The 15,122-nt window shown below is 47.6% G+C and carries 17 protein-coding genes; 13 read left to right on the top strand and 4 right to left on the bottom strand.

Going from position 1 to position 15,122, the window contains the following annotated elements; all coding sequences use genetic code 11:
- Window positions 1–13 precede the first annotated feature (13 nt).
- From gspD to AACQ42_RS05005, 11 genes are read left to right on the top strand one after another with little or no spacing between them, the layout of a single operon-like run.
- Entirely contained in the window at window positions 14–2,044 is a 2,031-nt protein-coding gene (gene gspD, locus AACQ42_RS05055; protein ID WP_094149170.1) for a type II secretion system secretin GspD, read from the top strand.
- A complete protein-coding gene (gene gspE, locus AACQ42_RS05050; protein WP_094166045.1) occupies window positions 2,041–3,540 on the top strand; it encodes a type II secretion system ATPase GspE in 1,500 nt (499 codons plus the stop codon). Before gspD ends, gspE begins: the two co-directional genes overlap by 4 nt.
- Window positions 3,540–4,760, top strand: a complete 1,221-nt coding sequence (gene gspF / locus AACQ42_RS05045) for a type II secretion system inner membrane protein GspF (RefSeq protein WP_017045694.1) — start codon at window positions 3,540–3,542, stop codon at window positions 4,758–4,760. The genes gspE and gspF overlap by 1 nt, the downstream gene beginning before the upstream one ends.
- Before the next feature lie 50 nt (window positions 4,761–4,810).
- On the top strand, window positions 4,811–5,254 hold the full coding sequence (gene gspG / locus AACQ42_RS05040; protein ID WP_010319321.1) for a type II secretion system major pseudopilin GspG: 444 nt from the start codon (window positions 4,811–4,813) through the stop codon (window positions 5,252–5,254).
- 34 nt (window positions 5,255–5,288) lie between these two features.
- Window positions 5,289–5,867: a type II secretion system minor pseudopilin GspH gene (gspH, locus tag AACQ42_RS05035; protein WP_094166044.1), complete on the top strand. Its 579-nt coding sequence runs from the start codon at window positions 5,289–5,291 to the stop codon at window positions 5,865–5,867.
- A complete protein-coding gene (gspI, locus tag AACQ42_RS05030) occupies window positions 5,851–6,213 on the top strand; it encodes a type II secretion system minor pseudopilin GspI (protein WP_017045697.1) in 363 nt (120 codons plus the stop codon). The genes gspH and gspI overlap by 17 nt, the downstream gene beginning before the upstream one ends.
- Entirely contained in the window at window positions 6,200–6,853 is a 654-nt protein-coding gene (gene gspJ / locus AACQ42_RS05025) for a type II secretion system minor pseudopilin GspJ (protein WP_088731482.1), read from the top strand. Before gspI ends, gspJ begins: the two co-directional genes overlap by 14 nt.
- The gene (gene gspK, locus AACQ42_RS05020) at window positions 6,840–7,859 is read left to right on the top strand and encodes a type II secretion system minor pseudopilin GspK (protein WP_017049387.1); all 1,020 of its coding nucleotides are present in this window, start codon (window positions 6,840–6,842) and stop codon (window positions 7,857–7,859) included. Before gspJ ends, gspK begins: the two co-directional genes overlap by 14 nt.
- On the top strand, window positions 7,828–9,039 hold the full coding sequence (gene gspL, locus AACQ42_RS05015) for a type II secretion system protein GspL (protein WP_017049386.1): 1,212 nt from the start codon (window positions 7,828–7,830) through the stop codon (window positions 9,037–9,039). The genes gspK and gspL overlap by 32 nt, the downstream gene beginning before the upstream one ends.
- A 10-nt stretch (window positions 9,040–9,049) precedes the next feature.
- Window positions 9,050–9,547, top strand: coding sequence for a type II secretion system protein M (locus AACQ42_RS05010; protein WP_013855429.1), 498 nt, complete (start codon window positions 9,050–9,052; stop codon window positions 9,545–9,547).
- Entirely contained in the window at window positions 9,544–10,302 is a 759-nt protein-coding gene (locus AACQ42_RS05005; RefSeq protein ID WP_017043523.1) for a type II secretion system protein N, read from the top strand. The genes AACQ42_RS05010 and AACQ42_RS05005 overlap by 4 nt, the downstream gene beginning before the upstream one ends.
- A gap of 80 nt (window positions 10,303–10,382) precedes the next feature.
- Here AACQ42_RS05005 and cysQ read toward each other — a convergent pair whose 3' ends face one another.
- From cysQ to AACQ42_RS04985, 4 genes are all read right to left on the bottom strand, one after another.
- A complete protein-coding gene (gene cysQ / locus AACQ42_RS05000; protein ID WP_010319313.1) occupies window positions 10,383–11,210 on the bottom strand; it encodes a 3'(2'),5'-bisphosphate nucleotidase CysQ in 828 nt (275 codons plus the stop codon).
- A gap of 24 nt (window positions 11,211–11,234) precedes the next feature.
- Window positions 11,235–11,780, bottom strand: a complete 546-nt coding sequence (gene nudE, locus AACQ42_RS04995; protein WP_013855426.1) for an ADP compounds hydrolase NudE — start codon at window positions 11,778–11,780, stop codon at window positions 11,235–11,237.
- 155 nt (window positions 11,781–11,935) lie between these two features.
- A complete protein-coding gene (gene nfuA, locus AACQ42_RS04990; protein WP_013855425.1) occupies window positions 11,936–12,523 on the bottom strand; it encodes a Fe-S biogenesis protein NfuA in 588 nt (195 codons plus the stop codon).
- A gap of 99 nt (window positions 12,524–12,622) precedes the next feature.
- Window positions 12,623–13,324 carry a ComF family protein gene (locus AACQ42_RS04985; protein WP_094166043.1) on the bottom strand — a complete coding sequence of 234 codons (702 nt, stop codon included), beginning with the start codon at window positions 13,322–13,324 and terminating at the stop codon, window positions 12,623–12,625.
- A gap of 146 nt (window positions 13,325–13,470) precedes the next feature.
- Here AACQ42_RS04985 and bioH point away from each other — a divergent pair, with 146 nt between their 5' ends.
- Together bioH and AACQ42_RS04975 are read left to right on the top strand one after the other, a co-directional pair.
- Entirely contained in the window at window positions 13,471–14,235 is a 765-nt protein-coding gene (gene bioH / locus AACQ42_RS04980) for a pimeloyl-ACP methyl ester esterase BioH (protein ID WP_038148688.1), read from the top strand.
- Window positions 14,236–14,502: 267 nt separating this feature from the next.
- Window positions 14,503–14,973: an ATP-dependent Lon protease gene (locus AACQ42_RS04975; protein WP_094166042.1), complete on the top strand. Its 471-nt coding sequence runs from the start codon at window positions 14,503–14,505 to the stop codon at window positions 14,971–14,973.
- Window positions 14,974–15,122: the final 149 nt, after the last annotated feature.

Raw genomic sequence — 15,122 nt, 5'->3', positions numbered from 1 at the left:
TAGGGAGTAAGACGTGAAGCATTGGTTAAACAAAACGACATGGTTATTGATGGGTGGCTTGTTGTCATCGCCGTTAGCCATGGCAAACGATTTTAGTGCCAGCTTTAAAGGCACCGATATTCAAGAATTCATCAATATCGTGGGCCGTAATCTTGAAAAAACAATCATTGTTGATCCTTCAGTTCGAGGGAAAGTCGATGTCCGCAGCTATGACACGCTTAATGAAGAGCAATACTACAGCTTCTTTTTGAATGTATTGGAAGTGTATGGTTTTGCCGTGGTGGAAATGGACAACGGCGTGCTCAAAGTGATCAAGTCGAAAGATGCCAAAACGTCTGCGATTCCTGTGGTTGGCGATGAAGGAAAAGAGAACGGTGATAGCGTGATCACGCGCGTTGTTGCGGTGCGGAATGTTTCGGTACGAGAGCTTTCACCTTTGCTGCGCCAGTTGATCGATAACGCAGGAGCGGGCAACGTAGTGCATTATGATCCGGCGAACATTATTTTGATTACAGGTCGTGCTGCGGTCGTCAACCGTTTAGCCGATATCATCAAACGAGTTGACCAAGCTGGTGACAAAGACATCGAGGTTGTGGAACTAAGTAATGCATCTGCCGCTGAAATGGTGCGTATTGTGGAGGCATTAAACAAAACCACGGATGCCAAAAATACCCCAGAGTTTTTGCAACCTAAGCTGGTGGCCGATGATCGTACCAATTCGATTTTGATCTCAGGTGATCCTAAAGTTCGTGAGCGCCTAAAGCGATTGATCACTCAGCTTGATGTCGAAATGGCGACCAGAGGTAATAACCGCGTCATTTACCTTAAGAATGCGAAAGCGGAAGATTTGGTTGATGTGTTGAAAGGGGTGTCTGACAACTTGCAGGCCGAGAAACAGTCTGGGCAAAAAACAGGGCAAAGTTCACAACGCACCGAAGTGATGATTTCAGCACATGCGCCGACCAATTCGTTAATTGTTACCGCCCCGCAAGACATCATGAAAGAGCTAGAAGATGTGGTTGCGCAGTTGGATATTCGTCGCGCTCAGGTATTGATTGAAGCGCTGATTGTTGAAATGGCTGAAGGGGATGGCATCAACTTAGGCGTGCAATGGGGCTCACTCGACAATGGTTCTGTGATTCAGTATGGCAACGCGGGCGCGCCAATCGGTAAGGTAATGATTGGTTTAGAAGAAGCCAAAGATACCACTACCAGTAAAGCTGTTTATAATTCTGATGGTACTTTCTTGCGTAATGAAAACACCACCACCAAAGGGGATTACTCTACTTTGGCGTCAGCGCTCGGTGCGGTCAATGGTGCAGCCATGAGCTTAGTGATGGGCGACTGGACGGCCCTTATCAGCGCCGTGTCGAGTGACTCCAACTCGAACATCTTGTCATCACCGAGCATTACCGTGATGGATAATGAAGAAGCCTCCTTCATCGTGGGCGAAGAGGTGCCTGTTTTGACAGGTTCGAGCGCGGGCGCAAATAACGATAATCCTTTCCAAACCGTAGAACGCAAAGAGGTCGGTATCAAGCTGAAAGTGGTACCACAAATCAACGAAGGCGACTCAGTTCAACTGAAAATTGAACAAGAGGTATCCAACGTATTAGGAGCGAATGGTGCCGTCGATGTCCGTTTTGCAAAGCGTCAATTAAATACATCGGTCATCATTCAAGACGGGCAAATGTTAGTTCTGGGGGGGTTGATTGATGAGCGCGCGGTCGAAAGTGAATCCAAAGTCCCACTATTAGGCGATATACCGGTTTTAGGCTATTTGTTCAAATCGACCAGTACCCAAGTTGAGAAGAAAAACCTGATGGTCTTTATTAAGCCGACCATCATTCGTGATGGCATGACGGCCGATGGCATCACTCAGCGTAAGTACAACTACATTCGTGCTGAGCAGCTCTATAACGCTGATCGCGGTTTGAAGTTGATGGCGAACGACAATATTCCTGTGCTGCCTAAGTTTGGTGATGACCGTACTCATTCTGCGGAAGTACAAGCCTTTATCGAACAAATGGAAAAACAGCAATGACCGAAGTTTTGTCGCAACCTCACTACCGTCGTTTACCGTTTAGCTTTGCCAATCGTTTTAAATTGGTATTAGAGCTGGTAGAAGACAACGAGCTGCCGACGTTATTTTATGTCGCTCCGCTGGCTATCGAATCATTAGTCGAAGTGAAACGAGTCGTGAAACAGCCGCTCAACTTGGTTGAAATTTCACTGGCCGAATTTGAAAGTAAGTTAACCCAAGCTTACCAACGAGACTCGTCAGAAGCGCGACAATTAATGGAAGATATCGGTGCTGACAGTGATGATTTCTTCTCATTAGCCGAAGAGCTGCCACAAAATGAAGATTTGTTAGAGTCAGAAAACGATGCGCCCATCATCAAATTGATCAACGCCATGCTTGGCGAAGCGATCAAAGAGGGCGCGTCGGATATTCATATTGAAACCTTTGAGAAAATCTTGTCGATTCGTTTTCGTGTCGATGGGGTACTGCGTGAAGTGTTAGCGCCGAGTCGTAAATTAGCGCCGTTGCTGGTTTCACGTGTCAAAGTAATGGCTAAGCTTGATATCGCTGAAAAACGTGTACCACAAGATGGACGCATTTCATTGCGCATTGGCGGTCGAGCGGTCGATGTTCGCGTGTCCACCATGCCTTCGTCTCACGGTGAGCGTGTGGTGATGCGTTTGCTAGATAAAAACGCCACGCGCTTAGATCTGCACAGTCTAGGAATGACGGCCGCCAACCACGAAAGCTTCCGTCAATTAATCAAACGACCGCATGGCATTATTTTGGTGACGGGTCCAACCGGTTCAGGAAAATCCACCACCTTGTACGCTGGCCTACAAGAACTCAACAGCAACGAGCGTAATATTTTAACCGTTGAAGACCCGATTGAGTTCGATATTGATGGTATCGGCCAAACTCAAGTCAATCCTAAAGTGGACATGACTTTTGCGCGAGGATTACGTGCTATTTTGCGTCAAGACCCGGATGTGGTCATGGTTGGGGAAATTCGTGATTTAGAAACCGCGCAGATTGCGGTACAAGCGTCTTTAACTGGGCACTTGGTGATGTCGACTTTGCACACCAATACCGCCATCGGTGCGATAACACGTTTGCGCGATATGGGAATTGAACCCTTTTTGATCTCATCATCGCTGCTTGGCGTATTGGCACAACGCTTAGTGCGTACCTTATGTCCAGATTGCAAAGAGGCCTACCAAGCAGACAATGAGCAGAAAAAACTGTTCAATTGTAAGAAAAAAGAGTCGCTGACACTGTATCGTCCGAAGGGCTGTGACAAATGTAATCACAAAGGGTATCGAGGCCGAACGGGTATACATGAATTGTTGCTGATTGATGATGAAGTACAAGCCTTAATTCATAGCGAAGCCGGAGAGCAAGCAATTGAAAAAGCGGTGCGGGCGAAAACACCGAGCATTCGTGATGACGGGCTTGATAAAGTGCTGAAAGGCGTTACCTCACTTGAAGAAGTGATGCGAGTGACGAAGGAAGCATAATGGCGGCATTTGAATATAAAGCGCTCGACGCCAAAGGCAAACAAAAAAAGGGTGTTATTGAGGGGGACCATGCTCGGCAGGTTCGCCAGCGCTTAAAAGAGCAAGGGCTTATACCGATTGAACTCATTGAGACGCAAGCGAAAGCAGCTCAGCGTGAGCAATCGCCTTTGAGTTTTAAGCGCGGTATCAGTACACCGGATTTAGCGCTCATTACTCGCCAGTTATCCACTTTAGTGCAGTCAGGCATGCCATTGGAAGAGTGTTTGAAAGCGGTATCTGAACAATCGGAAAAGCCGCGTATTCGCACCATGTTGGCCGCTGTTCGCTCCAAAGTGACCGAGGGTTATACCTTGTCAGACAGCTTGGGTGATTATCCACATATCTTTGATGACCTGTTTCGTTCGATGGTTGAAGCGGGCGAAAAATCAGGTCATTTGGATTCGGTGCTTGAGCGTTTAGCGGACTATGCTGAAAATCGCCAAAAAATGCGTTCCAAGTTACAACAAGCGATGATTTATCCAGTGGTGTTGGTGGTGTTCGCGGTGTGTATTGTGGCTTTTTTGCTGGCGGCTGTGGTGCCTAAAATCGTCGGACAATTTGTCCAAATGGGGCAAGAATTACCGAAGTCGACTCAATTTTTACTCTCCTCAAGTGATTTTATCCAGCATTGGGGTGTCCAATTGCTGGTGCTATTGGTGATCTTGATTTATCTCGTCCGATGGTTGTTAAGCAAGCCGAATTTGCGGTTGAAGTGGGATAAAAAAATCATCGGCATGCCGTTGATTGGCAAAATCACTCGCGGTCTCAACACCGCGCGTTTTGCGCGAACTTTGTCGATTTGTACCTCCAGTGCGATTCCTATTTTGGATGGGATGCGTGTAGCGGTGGATGTGATGTCCAATAAATACGTCAAGCAACAAGTATTGTTGGCGGCTGACAATGTTCGCGAAGGGTCGAGCTTGCGTAAAGCGCTTGAGCAAACCAAGTTATTTCCACCGATGATGCTGCATATGATCGCCAGTGGTGAACAAAGTGGTGAGCTCGAAAGTATGCTGACGCGCTCGGCCGATAACCAAGACGCGAGTTTTGAATCGACGGTCAACATCGCATTAGGTATTTTTACCCCGGCATTGATTGCATTGATGGCTGGGTTGGTACTGTTTATCGTGATGGCGACCTTGATGCCGATTTTAGAAATGAATAATTTAATGAGTCGTTGATCATGACTGAATTCTGCAATGATAACGACCAAACTATGTTGGAGATTGGAATGAGAACAAAAACAAATAAACAGTCGGGCTTTACTTTGCTTGAAGTGATGGTAGTTGTGGTTATTTTGGGTATTTTGGCGAGTTTTGTGGTGCCTAATTTGCTCGGTAATAAAGAAAAAGCTGACCAACAAAAAGCGATTACCGATATTGTCGCACTCGAAAATGCGTTGGATATGTATAAATTAGACAACAGCGTGTACCCAACGACAGATCAAGGCTTAGAAGCGCTAGTGACCAAGCCGTCGAATCCTGAGCCACGCAACTACCGCGATAACGGTTATATTCGCCGTTTGCCAAATGACCCTTGGGGCAACCCTTATCAATACTTAAGCCCTGGTGATAACGGTACGATTGATATCTTCACGCTAGGTGCTGATGGTCAAGAGGGTGGCGAAGGCGCCAGTGCCGACATAGGCAACTGGAACATGCAAGATTTCCAATAAGAGAGAGGGCGGCCTTAGCCGCCCCATTTATCTGATGCTATCTCAACGCGGTTTTACCCTACTCGAAATACTGCTGGTGCTCGTGCTGCTCTCGCTCAGTGCTGTGGCCGTTATATCGACGCTACCTAGCACGAACAAGGATGATGCGAAACAGTACGCGATGAGCCTTTATCAACGTCTACAACTGAGCAATGAAGAAGCCATTCTCAGTGGCAAAGATTTTGGTTTGCGGGTCGATGAAAAAAAATCGCATCTGGTTTTCCTATCGATGGAGGACAAGGGATGGCAGCCGCTAGAGAGCAAGAAAATGGCTTCACAGCTCCAACTGCCTGAGGGGTTATCTCTCCAGTTTGAGCTGGGAGGAAGTGCATGGAAAAACGATGATCGACTCTTCAAACCGGGCAGTCTGTTTGATGACGATAAGTTTGCTGATGAAAACGAACAGAAAAAGCAGCTACCACCACAAGTGTTTATTTTATCGAGTGGTGAGCTGACGCCTTTTGTCCTGAGCATCCATCTTAATCAGCAAGATGCAGAGCAAGGCTGGCGAGTGGTAGTGAAAGAAAACGGGGAAATCACGCTGTTCGCTCCGGGAGATGCGATCGATGGGTAAACAAAAAGCGATGACGCTGTTAGAAGTCTTGGTGGCGCTGGCTATTTTTGCCACCGCTTCCATCAGTGTGATCCGTTCGGTCAGCCAACACATCAATACCGTGAGTTATTTGGAAGAAAAAGCGTTTGCCGCCATGGTAGTGGATAATCAGATGGCGCAAGTGATGCTTACTCCTCAAAACGTACAAGCGAAAAATGGCAGTGAAGTATTGGCGGGTCGAACCTGGTATTGGAAAGTCACTTTAGTACCCACTGCGGATAATTTATTGAAAGCTTTTGATGTCAGCGTGGCTAGTGAAAAAGAAGGATCACCTTTGGTGACAGTGAGAAGTTATGTCGCCAAATAAACGGAACAAAGGCTTTACCCTGATTGAAGTGCTGGTGGCGATTGCGATTTTCGCTAGTTTGAGCGTTGGTGCTTACCAAGTATTGAACCAAGTCCAGCGCAGTAATGAGATTTCAGCCCAACGTAGCCAACGTTTGAACGAATTGCAGCGCGCCATGGTGTTAATGGATGGCGATTTTCGGCAGATGGCAACGCGTCAATTTCGCACCAATGGTGAAGAGCCAAGTCAACAGATGCTGATTTGGAAAGAGTACTTGCTCGACTCCGATCAAAAAGGAGTGCTGTTTGCACGATTAGGTTGGCATAACCCACAGCAGCAATTTCCACGCGGGGAAGTCACTAAGGTCGGCTACCGAATTAAAGAGGGCGTGTTAGAGCGTATATGGTGGCGTTATCCTGATACTCCTGCAGGGCAAGAAGGGATCATCACGCCATTGTTACATGATGTTGAGTCACTATCGCTGCGCTTTTATAACCAAGATAAATGGAGTGAAGAGTGGAGTGATGCCTTGAAAATCCCACAGGCGGTGGCCGTGAAATTGGCGCTGAAAGATTATGGCGAGATTGAGCGTATCTACCTTACTGCTGGTGGTGGCATCAATTCGACCAATAAAGAGGCTGATAATAATGGCGCACCCTAATCGATCCCAACGCGGTGTGGCGTTAATCGTTATCTTGCTGTTGTTGGCGATTATGGTGTCGATTGCCGCAACCATGTCCGAGCGTTTATTCACACAGTTTCAAAGAGCGAATAATCAAATTAGTTACCAGCAAGCCTATTGGTATAGTGTGGGCAGTGAAGCTTTAGCTAAAGTGGCTATCGAGCAGAGCTACAAAGACAACGAAACGATTAACTTAAGTCAACCTTGGGCGATGAAAGAGCAAACGTATCCATTGGATTACGGCACTCTAAAAGGGCGCATCCTTGATAAACAGGCTTGTTTTAACCTGAATGTACTCTCGAGAGCCAGACCTGCGGCAGGGAGTGTCGAAAAACCCTATTTAGTGCAAGTGTTGCAACGGTTATTGGAAGAGCTTGAGGTCGACAGCTATCAAGCCGAAGTGATTGCCGATTCGGCTTGGGAGTATATTGATGGCGATTCAGATGTGCAGTCCTCTTATGGCGTAGAAGACAGCCAGTATGAATCAATGTCTCCTGCTTATCTGGCGGCGAATAGTTTACTTGCGGATAACAGTGAGTTGCGCGCGGTTCAGCAGGTGAGCGGTGATGTAATGAATAAAATAGCGCCTTATATCTGTACTCTCCCCACTGATGATTGGCGTTTGAATATCAATACCTTGGAACCTGATCATGCCAAGTTATTGGTGGCGATGTTCAGCCCGCACTTAAGTGAAGGGGATGCAAAAAACTTACTCGAGAGCCGACCATTTGATGGTTGGGCTTCGGTAGACAATTTTCTCGCAGAGGCCGCATTGGCTGCTGTGGAGAGCAAAGTGAAAGAAGAGGCGAAACAGTACCTAGCTGTCGATAGTGCTTATTTTGAACTGGATGCTCAAATCTTGGTTGATGACTCGCGAGTTCGTATTCGCAGTTTATTGTTTAGTGATAATAGAGAAACCGCAACGGTCATACGCCGTCGCTTTGGAGGGATCAGTGAGCGAGTTTCTGACCGTTCGGCTGAGTAGTCAACAAGACGCTGAAATACCTTGGCTGGTGTGGTCAACACAGCAGCAAGAAGTGATTGCCAGCGGTGAAATATCCGGATGGGAGCAGCTATCTCAGCTCTCTAGCTATGCGGCTGAACGCGCCACGATTGTGCTGCTCGCTGCCAGTGATTTAGTTCTCACTGAGGTCGCGATTCCATCAGGGGCGGCTCGTCGCTTAGAGTCAATGTTGCCTTATCTAATCGAAGATGAGATCGCACAAGATGTGGATGAGCTGCATTTTTCAATTTTGCATAAAACCGCTTCCACTGCTTACGTTGTCGGGGTGGATCGTGCTTGGTTGCGTACCCGCTTAGATGAGCTCAAAGCCGCGGGTTTTGACGTGAAAAAGGTATTACCGGATGTGTTGGCTATCCCTGCATCAGAGGGGTTGTCGGCACTGCAGATCGGCCAAGAATGGTTAATCCGTAAAGGTGAGTATTTAGGGGTGAGCATTGAACCGCAGTGGTTAACGCTGTTTAGTGCTTCAGAATGGGTCAAGCAAGAGGGGCACTATTTACCGCTAGAGGCGTATACCCCGCTCCCTGAGCTGACATTGGCTGAAGGGCAACATTGGCAACAGGCCGAGCCTCATTTAGTCATGGCGTTGCTGACTCAGCAAGCAATAGCGAGCAAAGTGACTTTACTGACGGGAAGTTTTAAAACCAAGTCCTCGTTTTTGAAGCATTGGCAAGTATGGCAAAAATGCGCATTAGCGGCCGCGGTGTTGATTGTAATTTCAACCAGCCACCATCTTTTGCAAGCAGGGCACTACGAAGCGCAAGCCGATGCTTATCGAGCGGAGAGTGAACGTGTTTTTCGCGCGGTTTTCCCTGATAAACAGAAAATACCCACCATCAGTTACCTGAAAAGACTGATGAATGATGAAGCTGCTCGGCTCTCTGGCGGTGAAGCCAATGGTTCGATGTTGGAGTGGTTGTCGAAGTTGCCCAGCAGTATCGGCAGCGTACCGAACATGCAGTTGCAAAGTGTTAAATATGATGGCAATCGGGGTGAAATTCGCCTTGAAGTTCAAAGTAATGATTTTGAAAGCTTTGAACAAGCGCGCCTTAAATTGGAAAAGCAGTTTGTGGTTGAGCAAGGGCAGTTAAACCGCTCGGGTTCTGTAGTTAATGGTACCTTCATACTGAAAAGCCAGTGAGGTTAGTGACATGAAAAATAGCCTGAGTGCACTTCAACAACGATGGGCGGCCTTTTCCCCTCGTGAACAGAAATTACTGTTAGGTGGTGTGTCGCTGTGTGTGGTTGCGATCATTTATTGGGGCATTTTAGCGCCACTTAATCAGAAAACCGAGCTTGCGCAAGCCCGGATTATCAGTGAAAGACAATTGCTTAATTGGGTGACGGATAAGGCCGATGCCATTACTCAATTGCGCGCACAAGGTGGTGGGGTGGCAACGACGCAACCGCTCAATCAAGTCATCTCATCAAGTGTGCAGCGTTTTCAAATTGAGCTTATTCGTATTCAACCGCGTGATGAAATGATGCAGGTTTGGATACAACCACTTCCTTTCTCTAAATTGGTGGATTGGCTTGCCTTTCTAAAAGAGCAGCAAGGTGTCGATGTCGAGTTTATGGACATCAACCGTGCTCAGCAAAGTGGCGTTGTCGAAGTAAAACGCTTACAACTGAAGCGAGGTGGTGAGTGAAAAAGAAATTGCTCTATAGCGGGTTCCTTGTAATGGTTTTTCTCATCAGTGTGGTCGCGCATATTCCGGCTTCCTTGGTGATGAATCAACTCTCCTCTTCCGAAGTCATGCGTGTCACTGGTGTTGACGGTACGGTGTGGTCTGGTAGTGCTCAGCAACTCTTTTGGCAAGGGCAAAATGTCGGCGATCTCAACTGGGACATCCAAGTATCACAACTGCTGATGGCCAAGTTTGAAGTGGCGGTACGCTTTGGACGCGGTAGTGATATGGGAGTTCGTGGCAAAGGCAATCTTGGTCTGGGGTTTTCTGGCCCTTATGCGGACAAGGTTGTGGTTTCTGTCGCGGCTAATAAATTAGCGACGCTGTTTCCGCTGCCTGTACCAGTGACTTTTCAGGGGCAAGTCGAGTTGTCCCTGAACCATTACCGCTATGATAGCCCGTGGTGTGAATCTGCCGAAGGCTCACTTGCGTGGACTCATGGCCGAGTTGACTCACCTTTAGGAGAGCTCTCGCTTGGTCCGGTAGTGGCAGATCTGCAATGTCAAAGCAATCAGATGACATTGAACGGTCAGCAAAACAGTGAGCAAATGAGCAGTGAATTTGCCCTGCAGCTGCAACCAGATATGAGTTACAGTGCGAAAGCGTGGTTTAAACCTGAAGCGCAATTCCCACCCGAAATGGCGGAGCAATTACAGTGGATTGGAGCGCCAGACAACCAAGGTAAATATCAGTTTAATTATCAAGGCCAGCTTTGATTGGTTTTTTAACCGTCATCATTTCATACCCCAATAAAAATGCTGAGTCTATTGATCGGCATTTTTATTGGTAATGGCCGTTATGGTTTGACTTGTAAAATGGTATTCCAAGGCAAATCGGCATCCCCTAACACAATAAAGTTGGGGTTTTCTAACGTTTCACGCTCATTGTAGGACAGCGGTTGCAGTTGCGTATTGAGAATTCGCCCACCAGCTTCTTCTACGATGCATTGCGTGGCGGCGGTATCCCATTCACCGGTTGGGCCGAGGCGCAAATAGCAGTCGACAGCACCTTCTGCGACTAAACACGCTTTCAGCGCTGCCGAGCCCAGCGGCACTAGCTCATAATTCCATGCGCTGCTCATGCAACTTGTAATACGGTTAATATCTTGGCGGCGACTGATCGCAATCGCGATGGATTGCCCAACGGTTTCGTGCTTGTGTGTTTCAATACGCAAGCTTTCAGACATGTCGGGGATCTTCCATGCGCCTTTGCCTGCGTAGGCGTAGTAGGTCACGCCAGAAACTGGCCCATAGACGACGCCCATCACTGGTTGGTTTTCTTCGATCAGTGCGATAATGGTGGCAAAGTCACCACTGCGCGCAATAAACTCTTGCGTACCATCAAGTGGGTCAACCAACCAGTATCGCTGCCATTGGCTGCGTTTTTCTAGGCTAATGTCCGCCGCCTCTTCCGACAAAACAGGAATATCTGGCGTGAGTTCACTCAGTCGTTCGCAGATCAGTTTATGCGCAGCAAGATCGGCACTGGTGACTGGAGTGTGGTCACTTTTGGTGAACGCTTCGTAGTTTTTCTTTTCGTAGATATCGAGAATCAATTGCCCAGCAGAGCGAGCGATTTCAATTACGTCAGGCAGTAAGTAAGATAAATTATTGGCTGTTGGCATCATCAATCCTATAGCTCTACTTTGTTATTTTAGGCTGCGCAGAGCAAGCAGTAGTGCGGTAATGCTTCGGGCTTCACAGAAATCGAGGTGAGTCAGTAGCTCTTCTGCTTGGGCCAGAGGCCAGCGAATGACCTCTAAAGGTTCGGGTTCATCGCCTTCCATTACTTCTGAGTATAGATCTTGTGCTAAGAAGAGTGTCATTTTGCTCGAAAAGTAAGAGGGGGCAAGTACCACCTCTTTTAAGGGGGTTAAGGTGCTTGCGCCAAAACCAATTTCTTCTTTGAGTTCACGATTTGCTGCTTGTTGCGGGCTTTCTCCTTGGTCAATCAAACCCTTAGGGAATCCGAGCTCATAGCGTTCAGTGCCAGCGGCATACTCTCGAACCAGCAGTAAATCTCCTTGTGCCGTTACTGGCACCATCATGACTGCATGCCGGCCGCTCGGTTTCATTCGTTCATAGGTGCGCTGTTCGCCGTTAGAAAAGCGTAAATCTAATGATTCGATGGTAAACAGGGTCGATTGAGCTGCCGTTCTTTGGGCTAAAATTTCGGGCAGTTTTCTGGTTGGCATACACTAATTCCCGTAAGGCAAATGACTTTTCTAACTATATGAGAAAATGACCTTAATTGAAAAGGACTTGAGCGCGGCAAATGATTTTAAGTATAAAAAAGCCGAGAATCTCATCTCGGCTTCGTTTTTCTGTAATCCACGTATCTAGCGAGTCACTAGTAGTAAGAGTGCTCACCACGATCATGTTCAGTGGCATCGCGCACCGCGGTTAATTCGCCTTCAAATTGTTGAAGCAGTTCTTTTTCAATGCCTTCTTTGAGGGTGACATCGACCATTGAACAACCGTTACAGCCGCCACCAAAGGCGACAATCGCAATACCATCTTCGGTGATTTCAACCAAGCTGACATGGCCACCATGGCCAGCTAACTGCGGGTTGACTTGAGTTTGAATCGCATATTCCACACGTTCAATCAGGCTTGCGTCATCAGACACTTTACGCATCTTCGCATTCGGAGCTTTAAGTGTCAGTTGTGAACCCATTTTATCTGTGACGAAATCGATCTCTGCGTCTTCTAAAAACGGCAAGCTCAGTTCATCGACATACGCAGAAAAACCTTCAAAGGCAATTTCAGTATCAGTCGCTTCCACTGCCTCTGGTGGGCAGTAAGAGACGCCACACTCTGCATTTTGAGTGCCTGGATTGACTACAAAAACTCGGATGTTAGTACCATCAGGCTGTTGCCCAAGCAACTTGCCGAAATGGGTTTGGGCTGTTTCGGTAATAATAATAGAATTTGACACGACGAATACCTGAGTAAATTTATAGGTTATTACTTGCCATTCTACTCCTGAAACACGGCGGATCCAGTCCTTTTTACGCGCTAAATAAAACAGTGTTGGTTAATCTTTAGGTTCAGGAGTGCGGCATATGCAGTAAATATCAATCCTTTCGACACCGACTTCAAGCAGTAATTGACAGATTTGCTGCACGGTGCTGCCCGTGGTCACTACATCGTCAACAAGTGCAATGTGCTTGTGCGTGGGAAGGTGCCGTAGTGTGAATGCATGTTTGAGATTTTGTTTGCGCTGTAATTTAGAAAGCCCTTGCTGCTGGGGCGTTGCGCGATTGCGTTTGATCAACTGGTTATCGCAGCTAGCCCCCAGTTGTTGACTTAATTGAGAGGCAAGTAGTGCACTTTGATTGAAGCCGCGTTTTAAGCGCCGTTGCCAGTGTAACGGAACGCTAGTGATGAGCGGGGCGGGAGTGTCGATACGTGGCGTCAGTAAGGCACTCAAATGGCGAGATTGCCAAAATTGACCTTCATATTTTAGTTGATGAATGGTGTGACTGAGCGGAAAAATATAGTCGCCGACACAGTATAGGCGTTGCCAAGGCGGAGGATTCGCTAAACATTGCCCACATTGAGGCACGGTAATAAGCGTTAGCAGGCCGCACTGTTGGCAGCGAGGTTGCGGTGCAAAATAGGTTAGGCAGGTCTTACACCAAGCCCCAGTTTGGTGAGTTTCAATCGGTAAACGACACAGTAGACACTGACGGCTTACCAAGCGAGTGATGGTTTTTTGAACCCAATGCGATAACATAACTCAACCAAAGCTGTGAAACGAAGTATGGTTATACTCTTGCAACTTGAATCAGTCTTTGTGTTGACCGTGATTTCAAGTCAGTGAGTGTATGATCGGTATTTTTTCAGCGAAGAAGTGTGAATTTAGTGGGAGAATTTGTGAGCATGGCCACAGCGTTATATTGGCAAGCCTCAGGCGAGGGCGATGATCTTGTCTTGGTGCACGGTTGGGGGATGAATGGTGCAGTATGGCAGCAAGCGGTCGATGTGCTTAAAGGACATTTTCGTGTGCACGTGGTTGATTTGCCTGGTTATGGTCACAGCGCCGCTAGCCACGCCGCTGATCTAGAAGAGATCGCGCAAGCGCTAATCATGCAAGCGCCTAAACAAGCCATTTGGGTCGGTTGGTCTTTGGGTGGGTTAGTGGCGACTCATATGGCACTGCATCACCCAAGTTATGTGAGCAAATTGGTCACTGTGGCGAGCTCTCCCAAATTTGCGGCACAGAAACCGTGGCGTGGCATTCTCCCTCAAGTGCTCAGTGCCTTTACTGAACAGTTAATGGACGATTTTCAGGCTACTGTTGAGCGCTTTATGGCGTTGCAAGCGATGGGCAGCCCTCAGGCAAAGCAAGATGTCAAATACCTAAAACAAGCGGTGTTATCACGGCCAGCGCCGAACCCACAATCATTGTTAGCGGGTTTGGTCATGTTGGCGGAGGTGGATTTGCGCCAGCCGTTGACAGCACTCTCGATTCCCATGCTTCGTCTATATGGTCGGCTTGATGGTTTGGTGCCGGTTAAGGTGGCGCAAGAGTTGCAAAAAACCTTGCCCAATAGCGAGCAGTACATTTTTGGCAATTCCTCCCACGCACCGTTCATCACTGAACTGGACGATTTTTGCCAGCAGCTCATCGCCTTTGCACGTTAAGGCATTGATACCCATGCAATGTCTTTCTACTTAAAGCTACAGCTGTGTTGGCTCACCTCAATCACATCGTTGATCTCTCTCATGGGGATTCGCCCGCTTGCTGTCTTTATCTGCAGCATCCTGAAACGTCAAGTCGTTGGGTGCAAATGTTAAATTAAAAATAAATTTGCTAAAAGTTTGAGCAATCTGGTCGATATAAAGTCTAACCCAGTAGTGCTGAGCGAAAGCAGGTCTATCGGGGCGGGCGATACTGAGGAGGTTTCGGCTATGATGGTGTCACCAACGAACGTAAGTGTGCCACTTATCGCCCCATCGGTTAATGTGCAAACGGAACAGGCCGCGCGTGACAATCGGATCCGCGCCCCTGTGATGCCAACCGTCGAACTGGCTAAAACCAACGCTGAGCGTAAGGTAAAGGCGGATGATAAAAGACGAAAACAGTCGTCATGGGACCCTTCAGAGCATCCAAGCTATGAGGTTGGCGCCGAATACGAAACATCGACTTCTTATCAAGAGGAGCAGAAAAGCGAGCTCGAAAGGCTGTTTGACTTGCTCGCTCTCGCCACCTACAGCAAGGATCAAGGTAAAAGCTATACGATGCGGTTTAGGTTACCTAAACACATTATTGATGCTGCGATAACCGAAGGCAAAATGGCGCGCCGGCGAACTGTAATTAAGTACTATTATGGTCACGCGGTTGCCCCCAATACGCCTTCTGAAGTGATTGCGGTGTTGTAGGTCGATGAATGCGACTTATCGCGATAAATAAAATCCCCACTTAGGCGTTGGCTGCAGTGGGGATTTGTGTTTTTTGCGGCTCTGATATGAGCGACGCGGTTAGGTGCTTTTCACTGTGATTCGTTTATCCAGTAAGTTACGTATCGCCG

The organism is Vibrio sp. V12_P9A6T4 (assembly GCF_963874835.1).
Classification (GTDB): domain Bacteria; phylum Pseudomonadota; class Gammaproteobacteria; order Enterobacterales; family Vibrionaceae; genus Vibrio; species Vibrio anguillarum.
This window is presented reverse-complemented; position numbering and strand designations above follow the sequence as displayed.

Excerpts from the sequence above, each read along its gene's own strand:
- gspE (WP_094166045.1), top strand. The coding sequence starts at position 2,041 with ATGACCGAAGTTTTGTCGCAACCTCACTACCGTCGTTTACCGTTTAGC.
- gspH (WP_094166044.1), top strand. The coding sequence starts at position 5,289 with ATGCTATCTCAACGCGGTTTTACCCTACTCGAAATACTGCTGGTGCTC.
- gspK (WP_017049387.1), top strand. The coding sequence starts at position 6,840 with ATGGCGCACCCTAATCGATCCCAACGCGGTGTGGCGTTAATCGTTATC.
- AACQ42_RS04975 (WP_094166042.1), top strand. The coding sequence starts at position 14,503 with ATGATGGTGTCACCAACGAACGTAAGTGTGCCACTTATCGCCCCATCG.
- nudE (WP_013855426.1), bottom strand. The coding sequence starts at position 11,780 with ATGCCAACCAGAAAACTGCCCGAAATTTTAGCCCAAAGAACGGCAGCT.
- cysQ (WP_010319313.1), bottom strand. The coding sequence starts at position 11,210 with ATGCCAACAGCCAATAATTTATCTTACTTACTGCCTGACGTAATTGAA.
- AACQ42_RS04985 (WP_094166043.1), bottom strand. The coding sequence starts at position 13,324 with ATGTTATCGCATTGGGTTCAAAAAACCATCACTCGCTTGGTAAGCCGT.
- bioH (WP_038148688.1), top strand. The coding sequence starts at position 13,471 with ATGGCCACAGCGTTATATTGGCAAGCCTCAGGCGAGGGCGATGATCTT.
- gspF (WP_017045694.1), top strand. The coding sequence starts at position 3,540 with ATGGCGGCATTTGAATATAAAGCGCTCGACGCCAAAGGCAAACAAAAA.
- gspG (WP_010319321.1), top strand. The coding sequence starts at position 4,811 with ATGAGAACAAAAACAAATAAACAGTCGGGCTTTACTTTGCTTGAAGTG.
- gspJ (WP_088731482.1), top strand. The coding sequence starts at position 6,200 with ATGTCGCCAAATAAACGGAACAAAGGCTTTACCCTGATTGAAGTGCTG.
- gspI (WP_017045697.1), top strand. The coding sequence starts at position 5,851 with ATGCGATCGATGGGTAAACAAAAAGCGATGACGCTGTTAGAAGTCTTG.
- AACQ42_RS05010 (WP_013855429.1), top strand. The coding sequence starts at position 9,050 with ATGAAAAATAGCCTGAGTGCACTTCAACAACGATGGGCGGCCTTTTCC.